Genomic DNA, 20,201 nt, shown 5'->3' with positions numbered 1-20,201 from the left:
TTAATTAAGTGGGATTTCATATTCATCAAAGTCATTAACAAGATGACTGTTAGGAAAAATAGAACAAGCTTCTTTTTCAAGTTGCTTGAGAGCCTTGCCTAAGTAGCGAGCTGAAATATGATTGAGATAAAGAGCCTCTACTTGACTATCTTTAGCCACTTGGGCTGCTTGATGACTGGTCGAATGGTAATAAGCTCTTGCCATTTTTTCTTCCGCTGCTTCATGAGTAGCCTCATGGACTAAAGCATTCGCTTTTCTGGCTAAGACTTTAGAATTCTGACAATAACGGGTATCCCCCAAAATGGTAACGATTCTACCAGGTCGATCCGGAGCAAGAAAATTCTGGCCATCTATCCATCTGCCATCTTCTAATTGAACACGTTCTCCGCGTTTGAGTTGACCATAAATTGGACCATTAGGTATCTCAAATTTTTTCAACTCTTCAACTAAAAGTTGACCAGGTAAATCTGGTTCTTCTACTCGGTAGCCAAAAGAAAGAATCCCATGTTCTAAAGGTAAATAATTAACCTTCCAGCCATTATCAAAGATTAACTCGCCACCTCGGTCTACCAACTCTGTTATTTTTAAACTGTATGCAAGTTTGGATTTTGAATATTTTAAGGAAATCTTAATAAAATCTTTTATCCCCTTAGGTCCATAAACTTCTAAACAGTCTTCTCCACCTTGAAAAGATCTTGAACTTAGAAGTCCTGGCAAGCCAAAAATATGGTCTCCATGAAGATGAGTAATAAAAATTTTAGTTATTTTTCTAGGTCGAATGGTTGTTTCCAAGATTTGATGCTGGGTTGCTTCTCCACAATCAAATAACCAGATTTCATTCAACTCATCTAATAACTTTAAAGCCAGCGAAGAAACATTTCTTTGTCTGGATGGAATCCCAGCACCTGTGCCTAAAAAATGTAATTTCATATTTCCATCAACCTCTTTCTATGACTAGCGCTGACGGTATATCTCCTTAGCGATAAATTTGGATAACTCCAATGATCCCTCATCATTTAGATGAACGCCATCTTCAGCAAACCATTCAGCGTGTCCACGGGCATAATTCGCCCAGTCTATAATTCTAACATTTCCATATTCTTGAGCCGCTCTTACCAATTGACGGTTAGCATCATCTGTCCAAATGCGATCAACCAAAACGTTGACATAATACTGATCACGGTCTAGACCGACTGCTTGAATATAATCATCCATTTGACCAACTGTAAATGTTCCATTAGAGCCTAACATGGTTACCACAGTAGGCTTTAATCCGCCTGTTTGATTGAGACCATATACCGTATCATAAGATTCATAAAGTTGTCGACCGACTTTCGGATCAAAAACAGCCTTGGGAAATACATCATTCAAGCGCTCGGTGGCTGCAGCTAAAGTTGAATCCCCTATGAAAGTTATCTCCAATGCATTAGCATAGAGTAAGACTTCTTGATCTAAGCCTTCGATATTATTAACAACTACTTGTCTTTCTTCAGTTTTTCTTGACTCTTCAGCAATATTCATATTGTTTTCAATAATGGCTTGAATTTCCTTACTTGATTCTACACCCTTAGCTGGTGAAGAAATAGCCAGAGCGATGACCCCCATCACGACATTAAAAATATAACACGCTGTGATAAATTTCACTACTCTTAATGATTGAGGGTGAGAGCTTAAATAATCAAATTGATGCTTCATTTTGCGCCAATTAAAGTCTTGTCCAATTGGAAGACTAATTCTGCGCTTTTCAAATAATTGGTAAGTAATTTCAGCTAAAATAATGATCAAAAGCAACTGAAAACCATAATTTAACCATGGAGACCTATTCATAAAGCTAATGTTTTGAGGCATTAAAAGATAGACAGGATAGTACCATAGATAGTAAGAAAAAGATCGTTGGCCTATCCAGGTAAATAGTTTAAAACGAAAGATTTTGTTCCAAATAGTTGCTGGATGAATACTTGAAACAACAATTACAGCAGAAATCAAAGAAAACAAAGTTAAACCAAAACGATAAGCAAAAGGTTTGGTTGCAAACATGAATTTAATCATGAAGAAAGCAAAAATGACTGCAAGTAAACCCATAAGATTCATGGTCATAATTTTCTTTGATGAAATCTTTTTAGGTGATAAATTAACTGGAAGAGCTAATCCTAAAGAACCCCCAAGAGTAAAAGCAGATAATCTTGTTAAAAGGTCATAGTAAATTCGGGTAGGATCTTGGTTATCTTTATAAAGATAGCCCATTAAAAAAGCGGATAAGGCTGAAATAATCAATAACATACGAATAGTTACTTGAGGTTTTTTATGCCAACTGTAAAGTAAAAATATTAAAATAGGTGTTAAAATAACCAATTGTCCATATAAAGAGACGTACCACAAATGTGTAAAGGGACTTGGATTAGCCGCTTGAACAAAGTAAGACTGTTGATTAAAAATCTGATAATAATTGTTAATAAATGTGAGTGAACTTAATCCCATCCACCGAATATTAGATAAAAAATCACGGTTAAAAAGTAAAATATAGGTAGACGTAGTTAAAACTACGAATAAAGTAGGGAAAAAAAGTCTTTCAAAACGCTTATATATAAATTGCCAAAAGGACTCTTTTCTAGCTTGTATATCTTTTAAATAAAAATGTCTAAAGTTAAAAAAACCAGCTATGAAAAGAAATAGATTAACTGCAAGGAAACCACCTGGAACAATATGTTCAAAGTAGTAATAAGCAATGATTAGCAGTATTGCGATTCCCTTAAGACCGTCAAAAATTGGGATACGCCCTTGTTTAACTTTATTTTGCATATTAAAACCACCTAATCAATAAACTCAAATTGATAATCCTCTAAGTAAACTGTATCGCCATTTTTCGCGCCAGCTTCTCTCAAGGCTTGATCGACACCCATTGATCGCAGTTGACGTGCAAAGCGTTGTAAACTTTCATCATGAGCTGTATTGGTCATTTTATAAAGCTTGATAATCTTTTCACCTTCTAATTCCCAATAACCTTCTTCAAGTTTACGAACAGTAAAATCAGGGCTTTCGTCGATCGTATAATTTTTATGATCACTTTCTTTTTCCTCCAAGGGTATAAAGTCACTGGAGGCAACTAATTGAGCTGTTGCTCGCATCAATGAATCAATTCCCTGGGCTTGGCAAGCTGAAATTTGATAAATTTTTGGAATAGAAAGATTTAAATTCTGATAATAATCAGATATTTTTTCTTCAAATACTTTTAAATTATCTTTAGCTTGATCTAAATCCATTTTATTAGCCACAATCAACATGGGTCTTTCTAAAAGACGAGGATGATAATTAGCTAACTCTTGCATAATAGAAGAAAAATCTTCAAAGGGATCGCGTTCATGTACCGCTGCCATATCCACAATATGTAATAACGTTTTAGTTCTTTCAATGTGGCGTAAGAAATCAATACCTAAACCAACACCATCAGAAGCACCATCAATAAGGCCCGGCATGTCTGCAACGACAAATTCCTGACCATCAGCAATTTTAACCACTCCCAAGTTGGGTACTAAGGTAGTAAATTGATAATCTGCTACTTTGGGTTTAGCATTAGAAATAATGGACAATAGGGTTGATTTGCCCACGCTTGGATAACCAACCAAGCCCACATCTGCTAGAACTTTAAGTTCCAATTGTAACTCCAAGGCTTGACCTGGTTCTCCATTTTCAGCAATTGAAGGAGCAGGGTTTTTATGCGTGGCAAAGCGTATGTTTCCACGCCCCCCTCTCCCTCCTTTAGCAACAATTACTTCTTGTCCATGGTCCACTAAATCGGCAATGAGTCTACCGCTTGCTTCGTCATAAACAGAGGTTCCTGGTGGAACTTTTACATAAAGGTCTTCTGCATTCGCTCCATATTTACTCTTACTCATTCCATTTTCCCCGTTATGCGCTTTGAATTGACGATTGTATCTAAAATCCATCAAAGTATGAAGGCCTTCATCCACTCGAAAAATGACATCGCCACCGCGGCCGCCATCTCCTCCTGCAGGTCCACCATCTGGTCGATATTTTTCTCTTAGGAAAGCGACCATTCCGTCGCCACCTTTACCAGCAATTACCTTCACTTTTGCGCGATCTAAAAAGGTAGACATTATTATCGCTCCTTTACTCTTATTTATGGACCACTTTTCTAGGATCCATGAGACTGAGAATTGTTTGTGTTAATTGGTACATCATTTGATAGCGATTATGGCGAAGAGCTTCTTGGTCAGCGTTAACCATATGTAGTTCTAAATATGAAGCAATCATTGGACTAATGCTTTCAAAATATTCCATTAATCTTGAGGTGTCTTGTAAGTCCTCTATTGCCACTATCTTTTCAATTAAGTCCTTTTCTAGTTGACTTTCAGCTAGGTTATCAGTGATTTTAACTTGCTCGCTAACCTTTTCACCTAAATTAACTACTCGTGCCAAGTTTTCAATCATTTTTGAAAACTCAACCGGTTTGGCAGCTTTGAAGTCTTGTAAACTTTTAGCCGTTTCTTTTATTTTTACAGGATTTAGTTGTTTTTGTGCGAGTGCTGCTTGAATAATATCGTAATCCATTCCTAGATTACCTAATCTAACTTGAATCCGAGCTTCTATAAAACTAAGCAAATCATTTAAGTAATCGGCTGCTGAATCAGCATCTTCATGGTTAATCTTCACTAACAAGCTCTTTAAATCGATATTCCAAGATTGGTCTAAAAGAATGTCAATTAATCCCATGGCTTGTCTTCTTAATGCATAAGGATCATTAGACCCTGTTGGTATCATATCCGCTTTGAAGTAAGCAATTAGACTGTCTAATTTATCTGCAATCGATAAGGCGGCAGCCGCAGGTTTATCAGGTAATTTCCCTCCAGCCGAAGTTGGTAGGTATTGCTGAGCAATTGCTTGCGCTACACTATCTTCTTCACCATAATGTTTGGCATAAATCCCACCAATGACACCTTGTAATTCGGCAAACTCATTTACCGCTTGAGTCACAAGATCAAACTTGTAAATCTCACTAGCACGCAAAATGGTCTTTTGATCTTGAGCAGATAAATCGATAAAATCCATCAATTCTTCAAGCAAGTGTTTAACACGTTCTTGTTTTTGACTATAAGTACCTAACTTAAAATGCTCTTTCAAGCTTGATAATTTAGCTAAGTCTTCTTTTAAAGATAATTTTAAATCTTCTTGGTAAAAGAATAAACCATCTGCTAAACGAGCTCTTAATACCTTTTGATTACCTTTAATGACTTGATCAATATGCTGATCATTACCATTTCGTACTGAAATAAAATAAGGCAACAATTCTTTGCTTTTAGGATCTAAAACATAAAAATAACGTTGATGATCACGCATTGCTGTGATGACCATTTCTTGGGGAATTTCTAAATATTTTTCCTCAAAACTGCCGTAAAAAGCAGTTGGCCACTCGACAATGGCTGTTACCTCTTCTAGTAATTCATCATTTTCCGGTATAACCCAGCCCCTTTCATCTTCAATCGCTTGAATTTGCTGGTAAATCTTCTCTTGTCGTTTTTCAAAACTGGCAATCACATACATCTTTTCTAGTGCGTTTTCATAGTCACGACTATTTTTAATTATAACTTTGTCATTTTTAGTTAGAAAACGATGACCATGTGAAAAATTATTCGCCTGAATACCAGCAAATTCAAAGTTAATCACCTGATCTTCTAGTAATGAAAGTATCCAATGAATCGGACGAATATATTCTAAATTTAAATCTGACCACCGCATGGTAACTGGGAAATGCATACTGGCAAGAACAGTTGGGATAGCTTTTAACACTTCTTCTACTTTCTTCTGCTCAGCCACCTTATTCACAAAGAAGTAGTCAGTTCCTTTAACTTCTTTAACAAATAAGTCTTCCTTTTGACAGGCTTGACCTTTTAAGAAGCCCAATGCAGCTTTCGTCAGATTCCCTTCGTTATCTTGTCCAACTTTTACGGACGGTCCTCTTACTTCTTCTTCTAAAGCTGATTGCTGATCAGATAAACCTTCTACTCTTAGAGCTAATCTTCTAGGAGTTGCGTAAGTTTCAATGGATTGAAAGCTGATTCTTTCTTCTGCAAGAAATGCTGCAAGTTTTTCGGCTAATTGATCACGCAATTTCAATAAAAATCTAGCTGGAATTTCTTCCATTCCTACTTCTAATAAATAATCTCTCATAGCAATCCTCCTAGTTCTTATTTTCTTTTAATAATGGAAATCCAAGTTTTTCTCTTTCTTGTACGAAGGTCTTAGCAATACCGCGAGCTAATTTACGAACACGTCCTAAATAAGCAGGGCGATCTGATGCCGAAATCATCCCTCTAGCATCCATTAAGTTGAAGGTATGACTGGTCTTTAAAATATAATCATAGGCTGGATGAACTAAGTTTTCCTCAAGTAAACGGTTGGCTTCTTTTTCATAAGCTTCATACTGCTTCATTAATAAGTCAGTATCAGCTAATTCAAAAGAATATTTAGACTGCTCATATTCTTGTTGGAAAAAGATTTCGCCATACTTCACGCCTTTGGCCCACTCTAAATCATAAACATTTTCCACATCAAAAATATACATAGCAAGACGCTCCAAGCCATAAGTAATCTCTGACATTACCGGATCACACTTTAATCCCCCCACTTGTTGGAAGTAGGTAAATTGAGTCACTTCCATACCATCAATCCAAACTTCCCATCCCAGTCCCGCACAACCCAAGGAAGGGTTTTCCCAATTATCTTCTACAAACCGTATATCATGCTCTAGGGGATCAATGCCTAATTCAATCAATGAATCCAGGTAATATTCTTGTATAGCAAGAGGAGAAGGCTTCATAACCACTTGAAACTGATGGTGTTGGTATAAGCGGTTAGGATTTTCACCGTATCTTCCATCAGCAGGTCGTCTTGACGGTTCGACATAAGCGGCATTCCAAGGTTCTGGTCCATTAGCCCTTAAAAAGGTATAGGGGCTCATGGTTCCGGCTCCTTTTTCAGTATCATAGGATTGAAGGATCAAACATCCTTTCTTTGACCAAAAATTTTGCAAGGTTAAAATCATATCTTGTAACGATTCAACTGCCATTTTGACACCTCTTTCTTAAAATAAAAGTCCCTATGACCCCTTTGGAGGTCATAGGGACGAAATAAATTCGCGGTTCCACCCTAATTCTAGTTAGACTAGCACTCTTAAAATTCATTTGTTAACCCAAAGGACCATTCGATTTGCTCTAGCTTTCACCTGCCTAGAGTCGCTTTACTATCTTCTTTTAATTGCTTTGGCTTGTTAAAATTCTACTAATTATAAAGCTTTTTGTCAATTATCTTCCTTGATTTTTACTGATTTTCAATTGGTCGGCTACTTTATATAATTGATTGAGATAAGATTCTCCTTTTAATTTAATCCCTACTTGTTCATGGTAGATGGTGAAGATCAATTCATCAATTTTTTTGTAAGAAAGGTCTGAAATTGAGACTTGTCCTAATTGATTCAGTTTAATTTCATTAAAGAGTTGTAAAATTTTGACTTGCTTAGAACTAAGATGCATTCGGTTGGGATCTTTATCTAAATGGTTATGACACAAAACACCCAAATGGACCATCGAAAAGTCCTCAATCCTCTGGCTCGATCCGCAGACTACACAATTTTTCATATTTAATTGAAGCCCGAAGCGTTGCAAAAGTTTAAGTTGCAAAAGTAATTGAATAGGCCGGGCATCTTCACGCTCATTGAGACTGCTTAGAGTAGCTTGGAAAAAATCAAATAGCTGTTGATCTTTGCTATTATCATCCACACTGGCATCCACTAGTTGACTTATATAAGCAGCATGCGCTTGCTTAAAGGGATCAGATTGAATGGATCGAAAGAGGTTAAGGGTTTGACCTTCTTTCAAAAAGGACAAACCCTGTTGGTTAATAGTTCCCCAATATTGATGTTCTGTCAATGGGATTAAATGCTTTTTAAGGGGATGATTGAGTGACTGTAAACCTCTTACAAAAAACATTTTAGTACCAAATTCACGTGTAAAAATTTTAACTAAACTATCTTTTTCGCGGTACGGCCGAATAAACAAAACAATTCCGGTAAATTTTTCGTTCATTGGCACTCTCCTTATTAATAATTCTCACTCTGATAGCCCAATTCATTTAAATTACTTTGACGATCCCGCCAATCTTTTTGCACCTTGACCCATAAGTCTAAATAGACTTTGGTTGCTAAAAGCTTTTCAATATCACGTCGTGCCAGATGACCTATCTTTTTAATCATTGATCCTTGAGCACCAATAATTATTCCCTTTTGGCTTTTGCGTTCCACGATTATTGTAGCTAGTACTTCTACCTTGTCATCAGCATTTTTTTGCATGGATTGGACTTGGACGGCTACTGAATGAGGAATTTCTTCGCGTGTTAACATTAAAATCTTTTCACGAATTAACTCCGCAACGAGGAAATACTCAGGATGATCCATTACCTGGTCAGCCGGGTAATATTGGGGGCCATCTGGCAAGCTGAGTGTCAGTTGGTCTAATAAAGCTTCGACATTTTCACCTGTAAGTGCAGATAAAGGGATAATCTGATCAAAATCATAAGCATCTTGATATTTAGTGATAATATCAAAAAGCAAATTTTTTTCAATCAGATCTACTTTATTAATAACTAAAAAGACTGGTTGCTGGACATCTTTTAAACGATTGATAATAAATTGATCGCCAGGTCCTATTTTTTCTGTCGCATTGACTACCATAATCACTGCATCCACCCCACTCAAAGAGGAATAGGCTGTTTTTATCATGAAGTCTCCTAAAGCATGCTTGGGTTTATGGATTCCGGGGGTATCAATAAAAATGATTTGTGAGTCTTCACGGGTATAGACACCCTGAATTTTATTGCGGGTTGTTTGGGCTTTATCAGACATAATCGCTATTTTTTGGCCAATAATTTGATTTAATAAAGTTGATTTCCCAACATTGGGACGGCCAAGAATAGCTACAAAACCCGATTTAAAATCTTTTTTCATTTAAACTCCTTTAGTATGATTAATTGTCACCTTTTAAAATAAATAGGGGAGAAATAGTATAGCCCCGATTATAATGGAAATGATTGCTGTCATTAAAACAGAAGCAGCAGCGATATCTTTTGCCTTTTTCGCTAAGGGATGCCATTGGTCTGCTACAATTAAATCAATAACCGCTTCTATTGCTGTATTGATTAATTCGGAAAAGATAACAAGGCCAATAGTTAATAGTAAAATCGTCCATTTCAGTGGTTCAAATTTAAAATAAAAGGCTAAAAGGACTGCCACTAAAGCAAAAAATAAGTGGATTTTTAGATTTCTTTCACTTTTAATTGCTTGAAAAAATCCTTGGCTGGCACAAATAAAAGACTGGAAAAAATTTGAATTCTTAAAAGGATTATCTTGTGAGTCCATATTCACTCAGCACCTCTTCTTGAATTGCAAACATCTCTTTCTCAGTTTCAATGGTTTGGTGATCATAACCATTTAAGTGTAAGAAACCGTGGACAGCTAGAAATCCCAACTCTCTTTCTAGAGAGTGGTTGTATTCACTGGCTTGTTCAAGCGCTCGTTCGATTGAAATAATAATATCTCCCAAGTGAAGATTTATTGGCTCTTGAACTTCATTTGAGCTGATAACTGACCAATCTATTGGTTCTTCCCCCTCCATTAAAGCAAAAGATAGCACATCCGTTGCTCGGTCAATACCACGGTAGTCGCGATTCAATTGGCGAATGGTGTGATTATCGACGATGGTTATGTCTAATTCTGCTTGAGTAGGAGCAGCGATTTTTAAGCCCGCTTGATCAATTAAGTCTAAGATAATCTGTTTTTGTTTTTCAGTCAGCCTCTGACCTTCATCAATTAATTCAACTTGCATTTTCTTCTCCTTATTTAGGATATTCCACACGCGTGTGATACATACTAGCTATCCCTAAAATTAGTGACTTTCTTACTGTTTTTAGTTCATCAACCGTCAACCCACAATCGGCAAATTGGCCATCGTTAATCTTACTCGCAATTATGGAATCCAGTAATTCTTCAATACTCTTTTGAGTATGTTCTTTCATTGTTCGAGAGGCTGCTTCCATTGAATCTGCAATCATCACTATAGCGGATTCTTTTGATTGTGGAATCGGGCCAGGATATCTAAAGGTCTCTGGATTAATAGTCATTTTTTGCTCTTTAGCTTGGTAATAAAAATAGCTAGTCATGGTTGTGCCATGGTGTTCTTTACATAAATCAATAACAGACTGAGGCATACGGTACTCTTCTAATAATTTTACACCTTGAGCAACATGATCAATAATAATTTTAGCAGACTCATCTGGCCCTACCATGCGGTGAGGTGATTCAATGCCTCCAGATAAGTTTTCAACGAAGAATAGGGGATGGACTGTCTTTCCAACATCATGATAGTAAGAGGCTACCCGGGTGGTCAAGGAATCCCCGCCTATGGCTTCCACGGCATTCGCTGCTAAATTAGCCACCATAATTGAATGATGATAGGTTCCCGGTGCTTTTTCAATCAACAATTTTAATAAGGGATGATTTAAATTAGCTAACTGATTCATCGTCATGGCTGAACGACTGGATAAAAGTTGCTCCCAGTAGGGTTCAAAAACAGCGATTAATAACAAGCCAAGTAAATTAGCTGCAATTGTCATTATTAGGATGATAAAAGCCTGACGAGATAATATAGGAATTGTAAGAACAGCCATTAGAGGCAAAGCAATTATGAACTGCCAAATGATATTTAAGGCCACTCTTTTTTCTACTTTCATCGCCTGACGATCAGAAAAAGTAGTCAGTAAAACGGAAACAATGGTAGTAAATAGGTAAAATAAACTGATGAAGGTTACAACAGTTTGATTGTCTAAATCACTAACTATAAAAATAGCAAAGATATTAATAAATAGAAATGCTAACAATGTTACTTTATAGGAAGATTTTTCTTTTAAATATCCTGGTAAAATCATCAAAGGTAGAAGCAACATACCATACTCTAGACCTGCCTGTTGGAAGAAATGTCCCATCTTGGCCATGATCAACGACCCAAAAACAATAATCATATAAGCAGTAGCCTGCATATTCGCACGGCTTAAATCTGTCCAATTTAATTTATCAGAAAAGATATAAACGAATAGAAAAGCATGGACAAAAATTAATAGAACAAAGACTGGCATGAGATATTGCTTAGTCGATGCATCCAAGTAACCAAACATCTCAAGTTGTCGCATATTATTTTGATTAATAATATGACCTTCTTGAACAATAACTTGTCCTTGTAGAATATAAGATGTTTGAACTTTGGAAGCTGCTTCTTCCTTTAAGCGATTTGTTTCTGACTCCGAATATACCATCGTTGGTTTTATCAAGGCGCCTAAAAAGTTTAAAGTCGTTTGCTGAGCAAGCTCTGACATATCGGAAGATGTGATTTGTAAACGATATTTGTCCAACTCTTTATCAACTTGATCAGGACCTAATTCTTGAGCAAGACTCTCGGATATAAAATCAGTTAAATTCGATTGTAATTCAGATAGTTCTAAGGGACTGATTTTAAAAACTTGATCAATTGAGCGGTTAGAAAGCTGATCAAACAAATTAAAAACATTTTCATCTACCATTTGTAATTGTGCTTGAATCACTGTTCGCTTTTGCTCCTCGGATAAATTATCGAAGTTGGTTTTTTTAGTTGGTAAATTATTGACCTTTTCATTAAAAGATTGATCCAGTGGCTTTTCTTTAGATGCATTCTTTAAAGAATCAATTACACCGTCTCGTGAGTACTTACCATTACGAGCCTCACGAACAAAGCCAAAAAACTGCTCAATCCGCGTAATTTCCTGAATCCTGATATCTTCTTGATATAAATAGATATCATTAATAGCATCCTTAGCTCTTTGTTGATTGGCTTTTGTCTGCTCAACATCTTCCATCGTCACAGGCGCTAAAATTGTTTCATCTGCTACTTGATTCAATTCAAAGTGATAAACTTCTGGTTTGACGTGTTGATAGCCAATTAAAAAAATTGCTAAGGATAGTATGAATGTAATAAGAGGTATAAAGACTTTACCTAAACGCTCATGAAGTAACTGTAGTCGACGATTCATTTTCTTCTCTCCTTGGAAGGTTTTCAATCATGGGTTCTTTGCTATAAGCTCTAATAATATCCGCAACTACTGGATGACGAACCACATCGAACTCATCAAAAGATACAAATTCAATGCGTTTAACCTTTCTTAATTTATGATAGGCGTCAATCAATCCAGATTTTACCCCTTTAGGTAGGTCAATTTGTGACTGATCGCCATTTATAATCATTTTTGAGCCAAAGCCTAATCGAGTTAAGAACATTTTCATTTGTGCAATTGTTGTATTTTGAGCCTCATCTAAAATAACAAAAGCATCGTCTAGGGTTCGACCTCTCATATAAGCCAATGGCGCAATTTCGATAATGCCTCTTTCCATTAGACGGTTGGTTTGTTCCGTTCCGTAAATGTTATATAAGGCATCGTATATTGGTCTTAAGTAAGGATCTACTTTTTCTTTCAAATCACCTGGTAAGAAACCAAGGTTTTCTCCAGCTTCGACTGCTGGGCGTGTCAGTATTATTTTTTTCACTTTACCTTCTCGCATAGCCTGGACAGCCATCAAAACAGCCAAGTAGGTCTTTCCAGTTCCAGCAGGTCCCATACCAAAGACAACGTCTTGTCGGTTAACAGCTCTAACGTATTGTAACTGTCCAAAGTTTTTGGCACGAATAGCTGTTCCATCTGCAGAACGACCCACCACTTCTTCGTAAAGGTTGAGAAAAAAATCTAATTTATTACTTTTTGCCATTTTAATGGCTGTCATGACATCCATGGATCGAGGGGTGATTCGCCTTTCCAAAAGTTGAATAAGGTTTAGGAGGATTTGACGAACAGACTCCACTGTCTCTTCACGCTCACCAATAATGTTAATTATTTCACCGCGGTTGGTTATTTCTACTTCGAAACTATCTTCAATCATACGTATGTATTTATCATGATTGCCCAACAAGGAAATTAGCCAATCTGTGTTTGTGACGGTGACTTGTTTTGAGAATTTTTCGTTGTTATTCAAATAGTCGTCTCCTTTATTAATAAACTAAGTTAAGATTACCATAAAATGCTTATAAAATGGAATAAAAGACCGATATATTAATACTTATTATGATATTTTTTAAAAATAAAAAAGAACCAGAAAACTGATTCTTTTTAAACAGAATATTTTATTCTATATTGTTGCTTAGGCGATACGCTTAAAACTTGCGTTTACGAGCTGCTTCTGATTTCTTTTTACGTCGAACACTTGGCTTTTCGTAAAATTCACGCTTACGAGCCTCTCTCAAAGTACCGGTTTTAGAAACGTTACGCTTAAAGCGACGAAGAGCGTCATCCAATGATTCGTTATCACGAACTACTGTTTTTGACATCTGGTTCCCCTCCCCCCGAGCTTATAGTAACCTTTCCTTAGAAATAATAATCTAAACAAAGTCCTCTCTATATTATAGCATGAATCTAAAGCTTTTCAAGAACAAAGAAAAACTTTTGTGAAGTTTATGCGGGATTATCTTGTAATACTTCTTTACATTCAGCACACAGGCCAAAGACTTCAAAGCGGTGACTCCTTATTTCAACTGAAGATAAATCGGTTGTAATATGTTGCATGGGACAAGCATCAAGTAGAATTGTTTTACCACAATTGGTGCAAATAAAATGATGGTGATGGTGATGGTCTGTGCCGTGAGTTAAATGGCAATTATATCGAAATAGTTGTTCTTGTTGGTATTCCGTCGTTTCAAGAATACCCACTTCAACGAAATCATAGAGGTTACGATAAGTAGTATTATAAGACATGGTCGGATACTTCTCTTCCAATGCTTTATGAATGCCCAAAGCAGATAGGTAGCGTTGGTTTTCAGCAAAGAGGGAAAGTATTTCTCGGCGCTTCTTGGTCATTTTAAATCCTTCTTTTTTTAGAGTCTTTAAACCTTGATCAATAAGTTGTTGAACTTCTGGAGCTAACTGACCTTCATTTAATCTAACTTCTTTCAATTCTGTCACCTCTTTCAAGAAATATGGTAAACTTAAATTAATTCATTAACTGGATAGCCATTAGGAATCAAGCAAATCCGTTACCACTTCATTTTTTATCATATCGGATTCAATTGGTGAGACCACCTTAAGAGTTGCTAAAGCAGTAGCCTATCAATTCCCATATGTTCATATATTATTGCACAAATATGTCTTCATTTCAACAAGCTCGCGCTTGCAAGGGGTTCTACAAGAGGCTAAAAATCATCAAGCTAAAGAGGCCGAATCTTTTTGCATAATGAATAATTTACATTTCTTTAATTTATCACCACCCTTTACTCAAGTGGTATCACAACTTACCGGAAAAACAAGTCAAACTATCGGTGCTCAAAACGAGTTAAACCATGAATATTTTGACCGTATTAATGCCGTGGAATTTGCCATGCGCTATGCTGATGGAAAAGAGCCCAAAATTTTTATCGAAGCAGATATTATCTTATTAGCTGTCTCACACCCTTCAAAAACACCCCTAAATGTTGACGTAAAAACATTTAGGGGTTATTATCATTGCCATTGTTGATATTTTTCTTTTAAATAACTCGTAATATCCATTTGATAACTGCTATTTAATTTTTCTGAAGACAAAGCCTTAGACACATCATTAAAAACTACTTGATGTCCCTCTTTTAACAATAGAGCCCGATTTCCATATTTTTTAGCAAGACTCAAATCGTGCATAACTGTAATAATGGATCGTCCTGGCTGCTGCAACCACTCTTTAAGTATTCTAAAAAGGTTTTGCTCATATATTAAGTCTAAATGATTACTTGGTTCATCTAATATTAATAACTTAGGATCCTGTAAAAAAAGTTGAGCTAAGTATGCTCGCTGCCTTTCTCCTCCTGATAAGCTTTGAACTGATCGCTTACGCTTTTGATATAGATTGGTTTGAAGCAGGACTCTTTCAAGCGCCTCTTGATCTATGTCTGTCCAGCTCTTAAACCAGCCTTTAAGATGTGGGTAGCGTCCCATACGCACTAATTCTTCTACAGTAAAATCAAAGTCTGAACCAGGATGTTGGTCTAAAACACCAAAAATCATTGCCTTTTGATTGCTTTTTAAAAGCCGAAGGTTGCTGCCATAGATCTCAATTTCTCCAGTGTAGGGATTTTGACCAGATAGAGCTTTTATTAATGAGGTTTTTCCTGATCCGTTTGGTCCACAAATCATCAACCAATCACCCTCGGCTACTTCAAAATTAATGTCATGTAAAATTATTTTTTTATCTAATTCCATTTTGAGTTTATTAACTTTAAGCATTACGCTTCCCCCTAGCAAAGATAAGAATAAAAATACAGCTGCCAAATAAGGAAGTGATTGCCCCTATTGGTATTTCAAGGGGGGAGGCAATGGTGCGAGCTAATAAATCGGTTACCACCATAAAGTTACCACCAATAAATAGAGTCCAAGGAATCAAACGTCTATGATTGGAGCCCACAATTAAACGACTAATATGGGGGGTTATTAAACCTACAAAAGGTATCGAACCGCCTATTGAAACAGCAACACCAATCAAGATGGAAGTGGCAATAAACAATTTAATTCGAACAGAGACTATGTTTATCCCAATATTTCTTGCGATGTTTTCCCCCATTGAAAAAGCGTTCAATTCTTGCCATTTCATAACAATATAGCCACCCATTATTATGACGCAAACACCCATTACCCAAACATCGGTATACCTGGAGCCTGAAAGCGACCCTAAAGTCCAAAAAACTAAAGAAGGCAGCTTTTCTTTGCTAATAATCATTAAAATATTCATTAATGAAGAGACCAGCATGGTAAAGACGATTCCAGTTAAGATAACAGTCATATTCTTTAACTGTTTATCCAAATAATAAGAAAAAGATAAAATCAATACGAGTGATCCAAAAGCAAAGATCACCGCCATCAAAAAGATTCCTTGCCTTTGGATAAAGGAAGGAATCCCAATGACGATAGCAATGCCAGCACCCAAGCTTGCTCCAGCTGAAACTCCCAAGGTAGAGCCATCAGCCAAGGGGTTCATTAACAAGCTTTGCATGGTCATTCCACTCAAAGAAAAGGCCATGCCGATTAAAAAAGCAGTGAGTAAACGAGGTAGTCTAACAGCAAGTAAGATGGTTGCCTGTTGTTCCAAGTCGGTCATTGGTTGATTTAAGACTTGATTTTCTAGCACTTGATACAAGTCAGTAAAAGAAATTTTCACACTTCCTATAATCAAAGCCATAGCTAGTATTAAGAGAGTTATTGACACCATCAGGACTAATTTTACGACACTTTTTTTAGCTGATTGTGAAAGCTGCCAGCTCTTATTCTGTGCCATAAACTAGATCATATAATTCTTTGACAGCATCCATCAAGCGCGGTCCAGGTCTAGTGAAAGCAGAATTGTCTACTGCAAAAACTTTATCATTTTTTACAGCTGAAAGGTCATCCCATTCTTTGCGTTGCATAATTTCTTCTTCAGGAGAAGGAGCCTCTTCATCCATAGGAAGAGAAGTAGTAATGATTACTTGTGGATTGGCTAATAAAACTTGTTCTTCTGAGACTTCAACAAAGGATTTTTGATCTGCAAAAACATTTTCTAAATTCAACATCTGTCCAATTTCATCCATGAAGGTTTCAGAACCAGCAGTCCATAAGCCAAACTCTAGCGGAGAAACTTCATAATAAACACTCTTAGATTCTTCTTCTTGGTCAGCTTTTTCTTCAAACTCTTTAAAGACTGTTTCCATTTCTTCAATTAATTGGTCTGCTTCTTCTTCTTTACCAACTAATTGACCGAGCAAATCGATTGCTTCATAGACTTCCTCAATTGTCTGGGCATCTGTCACCAAGACGGTAATTCCTGCGTCTTCAATAGCAGTCATTTGATCTTCAGTTAAGGACATAGCAGTCATCACAACCACTTCTGGGTCTAGGGCAATAATTTCTTCAATATTTAAATTTTCACCAGTAGCGATAGCTGGAATCTCTTCCACTTCATCTGCCGGGAAGTCTACATAAGTTCCTCGACCCACAATAGTGTCTCCCGCTCCTATTTCAAAGAGTATCTCAGCATCTGCTGGCATTAAAGTAACAATTTCATCAACGGGTCCCTCTTCAAGCACAACTTCTCTACCAACCATATCGGTCAATGTGAGAACCGTCGTTTCTTCACTAGATACCATTTGTCCGGTAAACAGAGTCATCACAAACATCATTAAAACAGCAATTTTTTTATTCATTTAATTTTCTCCTTTATTTATTTAAATTTTTTTTACTTTATATTCACTGCAATTCCTGAAACCACCCAATAAACTAAGTTCGCTTGTCTGGCAATTTCTTGATTCATTAAACCATGAATATTTCTGAAAATGCGCCCGAGTTTATACTCTGGAACTAATCCTAGACCTAGCTCATTTGACACAATGATAAAATCCGTTGATGAAGCTTTTATTTCTTTTAAAAAAGCATTAAGCTCTTCCATAACAAAATCTTCTAGCTTTTGGATTTGCTCACCCTTTAGTTCATTGACATACTCATCAAAAGATAGTTCTTGATTGTTAGCTAAGAATTGCCATTTATCAAAAAGAATATTGGTTAGCCAAACCGTCATACAATCGACTAAAGCAATTTGATAATTATTTGAAAGTTGCTTAACCAATTGATCCAAATCATGAGCCTGTTCATAAGTATCCCAATCTTTGGGTCTTGATAAACGATGTTTTTCAATACTCCTTTTTACTTCTGAATCAGAAAACTTATTGGCTTGGGTTGCTATATAAGCAATATTTTGAAGCTTTCGTCTATAAATTTCTTCTTGAGCTAATCTAGATTTACCAGATTTAGCTCCTCCAGTATAATAAATAATTTCCCCCATTCACTCACTTCCTAAACATCGATATATTTATTTTTGTTAGACCTTCAAAAAGTCGCAAAGCTAACAATATATTAGCAAGAGTAGCTAGCTTTAAGGGCCAAAAGAAACTTACCAGCATTGCAGCCCCTAAAATCGGTTGAAAACATAGAAGTGGTAATAAAACATTAAACAAGCAGGCGCCTAGAGTTGGAAGAATAACCGGCCATATTTCAAAGATTTAAATTTACGATAAATCATAACAAAATTAATCTGAGCTAGTATCATAAGTGCCATTAATAAAAGATAAGTGGAATACTTAAGGGAAAAGCTGAGCTCATTGCCGTTGTTAAATGTCCTATAGCACCAACTATCGCGCCAGCAGATCTTCTCATAGCTAGCAAGAGTATAAAAGCTGGACTTGAATCAAAAGCTACTGTCAAGAATAGCTTGAACTGTGCTAAGATGATTGACAATGACATCATATGAGCAAGGGTTACTAAATCTTTTGCCTTCATCTTACCTCCTTAAAAAAACCAGACTAGGCTACTTGTCTGGTTAATAAACGTATTTGTTAACGAACCTTGTTACGAGACCTTGAGAAATAACAATCATCCTTGATAAAATAGGTAATCTGACTTAGATTTTCATCCATACAGTAGCAAGGGACTGCGCACGATTCTCACGTGCTTCCCCTATTCTATCTTAATTATCAAAGAGCTTAGCATCATTATAGCATAATTATTAAAGAAAATAACAATCCTAATTCTTATTAAAAAGAAGTAAAACAAACAGCATATAAATGATTTGACCAATTAAAGCAGCAGCTCCCATGGTATCTCCTGTCATACCTGAAATTTTATGATACACGAAATAGCGATAAAAATACATGGTAAGCAAAAGACTTATATAACTAAGTAGATACGGCCACCCTAATAGGAAAAAGAAGGCCATTGTTAAAATCTGACTGGCCACAATTTTCCAAGTAGAAACGCCTAGGAAAAGACTACCTAAGCCATTGGGGTTATCACCAACATACACTAACTGATAAAACATTAAGGGTAAACAGCTACGACCACTGGCAGCCCAAGCAATAACAAAGACTATTTCATTTTCAAAATAATTAATTAAAAACTCTCTTCCTAAAACAAAGGTAAGTAAAATAGTCGAAATTAAGATCAAAGCACCATTGGCTCCAATTGCTGAATCTTTCATAATTCGAACCATCTCATCAGCTTTTTTAGAGGATAATAGTCCGTCAGCAGTATCAGCCAAAGCATCATAATGAAAGCCTCTAGTTAGTAAAATATCCAAGATAATTAATAGAGACCATGCGATGGTGGATGAGAAAAAGTTACGAAATAAAAAAAAGAACAAAGCAAAGATTCCGGCATATATAAAAGCAAAAGCTGGGAAATAGATTACCCCTTTTTTTAATTTAGTAGCTGCTTGATCGACTGATTGATTAATTGGGATTGCTGTAAAAAATTGAAAATATAAAATAATAGACTCAATCAATATAGCTCACCCACCCATTTAATATCTTTAAAAACTGTCAATAAATTAGCTTTAAAAGCTGGTTTTATTACAATTAAGAGCGATGTTGCAGGCCCTGCTGATTGATAAAATTGAGGTAAATCTTGACCTAATCTAAAATCAAGTTGGTTAAATTTAGCCACTTGCTGTGCTTCAGCAATCGCACCTTGAGACCCAATTGGAACTATTTCATGAATGACATCTTTAAGATTTAATAAGTGGTAAAGCTCTTGATAACTAACTATTTGATCGACCTGGTCAATTAAATCCTGACCCATTAAAGGTTTTCCTATTTGATAGACTTGATCCCCTGGTTGGACTTTTTTTATTTTTAAATCAGCGATTTTGGCCTTTGCAAGCAAGGTGAGTCCAAGGGATGTCATCTTAGTTGGCATATTTTCCTCAGTTGAGCCATTCATTGCTAAATCAAAAAGACCTGCTAATGCCAGTTCTTTTTTTATACCATCAAGCATTAAATCTCCAGTTGGATTCATTTCATTGCCAAACATATTTATTAATAATTGTGGCTGGGCGTTTACAGAAAGAACCTCCATAAGTACCACGCGAACAGCAAAAGCTGCAGTAATTTGGGGTGAAACGCTTAAAACATCAGCTTCTTTTTGGCCGATTGAAGCTGAAGTGTCACAAGCAATAACTAAGGACTCATCATTACTTAATGGCATAATATGTATATCACGATATTTTTCCATTT

The 20,201-nt window shown here is 36.2% G+C and carries 21 protein-coding genes and 1 riboswitch; of the genes, 1 reads left to right on the top strand and 20 read right to left on the bottom strand.

Going from position 1 to position 20,201, the window contains the following annotated elements:
• The 13 genes from rnz to ACQV2S_RS01615 all read right to left on the bottom strand — a co-directional run bounded on the left by rnz (position 1) and on the right by ACQV2S_RS01615 (position 14,094).
• Positions 1-930, bottom strand: a complete 930-nt coding sequence (gene rnz / locus ACQV2S_RS01675; protein WP_428873808.1) for a ribonuclease Z — start codon at positions 928-930, stop codon at positions 1-3.
• Between the two features lie 24 nt (positions 931-954).
• Positions 955-2,799 carry an acyltransferase family protein gene (locus tag ACQV2S_RS01670; protein WP_428873809.1) on the bottom strand — a complete coding sequence of 615 codons (1,845 nt, stop codon included), beginning with the start codon at positions 2,797-2,799 and terminating at the stop codon, positions 955-957.
• A gap of 11 nt (positions 2,800-2,810) precedes the next feature.
• A complete protein-coding gene (gene obgE / locus ACQV2S_RS01665; RefSeq protein WP_428884923.1) occupies positions 2,811-4,115 on the bottom strand; it encodes a GTPase ObgE in 1,305 nt (434 codons plus the stop codon).
• Between the two features lie 19 nt (positions 4,116-4,134).
• The gene (gene glyS / locus ACQV2S_RS01660) at positions 4,135-6,186 is read right to left on the bottom strand and encodes a glycine--tRNA ligase subunit beta (RefSeq protein ID WP_428884922.1); all 2,052 of its coding nucleotides are present in this window, start codon (positions 6,184-6,186) and stop codon (positions 4,135-4,137) included.
• 10 nt (positions 6,187-6,196) lie between these two features.
• The gene (gene glyQ / locus ACQV2S_RS01655) at positions 6,197-7,084 is read right to left on the bottom strand and encodes a glycine--tRNA ligase subunit alpha (protein ID WP_428874679.1); all 888 of its coding nucleotides are present in this window, start codon (positions 7,082-7,084) and stop codon (positions 6,197-6,199) included.
• Positions 7,085-7,319: 235 nt separating this feature from the next.
• Positions 7,320-8,099 carry a DNA repair protein RecO gene (gene recO / locus ACQV2S_RS01650; protein ID WP_428874678.1) on the bottom strand — a complete coding sequence of 260 codons (780 nt, stop codon included), beginning with the start codon at positions 8,097-8,099 and terminating at the stop codon, positions 7,320-7,322.
• Between the two features lie 14 nt (positions 8,100-8,113).
• A complete protein-coding gene (gene era, locus ACQV2S_RS01645; RefSeq protein ID WP_428873814.1) occupies positions 8,114-9,016 on the bottom strand; it encodes a GTPase Era in 903 nt (300 codons plus the stop codon).
• 33 nt (positions 9,017-9,049) lie between these two features.
• Complete coding sequence (locus tag ACQV2S_RS01640) at positions 9,050-9,427, bottom strand: diacylglycerol kinase family protein (protein ID WP_428873815.1); 378 nt, start codon at positions 9,425-9,427, stop codon at positions 9,050-9,052.
• On the bottom strand, positions 9,411-9,893 hold the full coding sequence (gene ybeY, locus ACQV2S_RS01635; RefSeq protein ID WP_428875802.1) for an rRNA maturation RNase YbeY: 483 nt from the start codon (positions 9,891-9,893) through the stop codon (positions 9,411-9,413). The genes ACQV2S_RS01640 and ybeY overlap by 17 nt, the downstream gene beginning before the upstream one ends.
• 10 nt (positions 9,894-9,903) lie before the next feature.
• A complete protein-coding gene (locus ACQV2S_RS01630; RefSeq protein WP_428884921.1) occupies positions 9,904-12,126 on the bottom strand; it encodes an HD family phosphohydrolase in 2,223 nt (740 codons plus the stop codon).
• Positions 12,098-13,120: a PhoH family protein gene (locus ACQV2S_RS01625; protein WP_428873818.1), complete on the bottom strand. Its 1,023-nt coding sequence runs from the start codon at positions 13,118-13,120 to the stop codon at positions 12,098-12,100. The genes ACQV2S_RS01630 and ACQV2S_RS01625 overlap by 29 nt, the downstream gene beginning before the upstream one ends.
• Before the next feature lie 178 nt (positions 13,121-13,298).
• Positions 13,299-13,472 carry a 30S ribosomal protein S21 gene (gene rpsU, locus ACQV2S_RS01620; protein WP_066126806.1) on the bottom strand — a complete coding sequence of 58 codons (174 nt, stop codon included), beginning with the start codon at positions 13,470-13,472 and terminating at the stop codon, positions 13,299-13,301.
• A gap of 124 nt (positions 13,473-13,596) precedes the next feature.
• Positions 13,597-14,094 carry a Fur family transcriptional regulator gene (locus ACQV2S_RS01615; RefSeq protein WP_428873819.1) on the bottom strand — a complete coding sequence of 166 codons (498 nt, stop codon included), beginning with the start codon at positions 14,092-14,094 and terminating at the stop codon, positions 13,597-13,599.
• A 97-nt stretch (positions 14,095-14,191) separates the two neighbouring features.
• On the opposite strand from ACQV2S_RS01615, the gene ACQV2S_RS01610 reads away from it, so the two are divergent.
• Entirely contained in the window at positions 14,192-14,653 is a 462-nt protein-coding gene (locus ACQV2S_RS01610; RefSeq protein ID WP_428874740.1) for a kinase/pyrophosphorylase, read from the top strand.
• On the opposite strand, the gene ACQV2S_RS01605 is transcribed toward ACQV2S_RS01610, so the two are convergent.
• The 7 genes from ACQV2S_RS01605 to ACQV2S_RS01575 form a co-directional block, all read right to left on the bottom strand.
• Positions 14,638-15,393, bottom strand: a complete 756-nt coding sequence (locus ACQV2S_RS01605; RefSeq protein ID WP_428873820.1) for an ABC transporter ATP-binding protein — start codon at positions 15,391-15,393, stop codon at positions 14,638-14,640. The two genes, ACQV2S_RS01610 and ACQV2S_RS01605, sit on opposite strands and share 16 nt — an antisense overlap.
• Positions 15,386-16,438, bottom strand: coding sequence for a FecCD family ABC transporter permease (locus ACQV2S_RS01600; RefSeq protein WP_428884920.1), 1,053 nt, complete (start codon positions 16,436-16,438; stop codon positions 15,386-15,388). The genes ACQV2S_RS01605 and ACQV2S_RS01600 overlap by 8 nt, the downstream gene beginning before the upstream one ends.
• Positions 16,425-17,342 carry an ABC transporter substrate-binding protein gene (locus ACQV2S_RS01595; RefSeq protein ID WP_428873822.1) on the bottom strand — a complete coding sequence of 306 codons (918 nt, stop codon included), beginning with the start codon at positions 17,340-17,342 and terminating at the stop codon, positions 16,425-16,427. Before ACQV2S_RS01595 ends, ACQV2S_RS01600 begins: the two co-directional genes overlap by 14 nt.
• Positions 17,343-17,374: 32 nt before the next feature.
• Positions 17,375-17,977 (bottom strand): bifunctional adenosylcobinamide kinase/adenosylcobinamide-phosphate guanylyltransferase, encoded by a 603-nt coding sequence (gene cobU, locus ACQV2S_RS01590; protein ID WP_428874672.1) that lies wholly within the window; start codon positions 17,975-17,977, stop codon positions 17,375-17,377.
• 272 nt (positions 17,978-18,249) lie between these two features.
• Positions 18,250-18,471, bottom strand: a complete 222-nt coding sequence (locus tag ACQV2S_RS01585; protein ID WP_428873824.1) for a hypothetical protein — start codon at positions 18,469-18,471, stop codon at positions 18,250-18,252.
• Between the two features lie 101 nt (positions 18,472-18,572).
• Positions 18,573-18,667, bottom strand: a riboswitch (adenosylcobalamin-variant (AdoCbl-variant) riboswitch).
• 48 nt (positions 18,668-18,715) lie between these two features.
• Entirely contained in the window at positions 18,716-19,471 is a 756-nt protein-coding gene (locus ACQV2S_RS01580) for an adenosylcobinamide-GDP ribazoletransferase (RefSeq protein ID WP_428874670.1), read from the bottom strand.
• Positions 19,468-20,199 carry a hypothetical protein gene (locus ACQV2S_RS01575; RefSeq protein ID WP_428884919.1) on the bottom strand — a complete coding sequence of 244 codons (732 nt, stop codon included), beginning with the start codon at positions 20,197-20,199 and terminating at the stop codon, positions 19,468-19,470. The genes ACQV2S_RS01580 and ACQV2S_RS01575 overlap by 4 nt, the downstream gene beginning before the upstream one ends.
• Between the last annotated feature and the right edge of the window lie 2 nt (positions 20,200-20,201).

The organism is Facklamia sp. P13064 (assembly GCF_050409425.1).
Taxonomy (GTDB): Bacteria; Bacillota; Bacilli; order Lactobacillales; family Aerococcaceae; genus Facklamia.
Note: the sequence above shows the minus strand (reverse complement) of the source record. Positions and strands in the feature narration are given on the sequence as shown.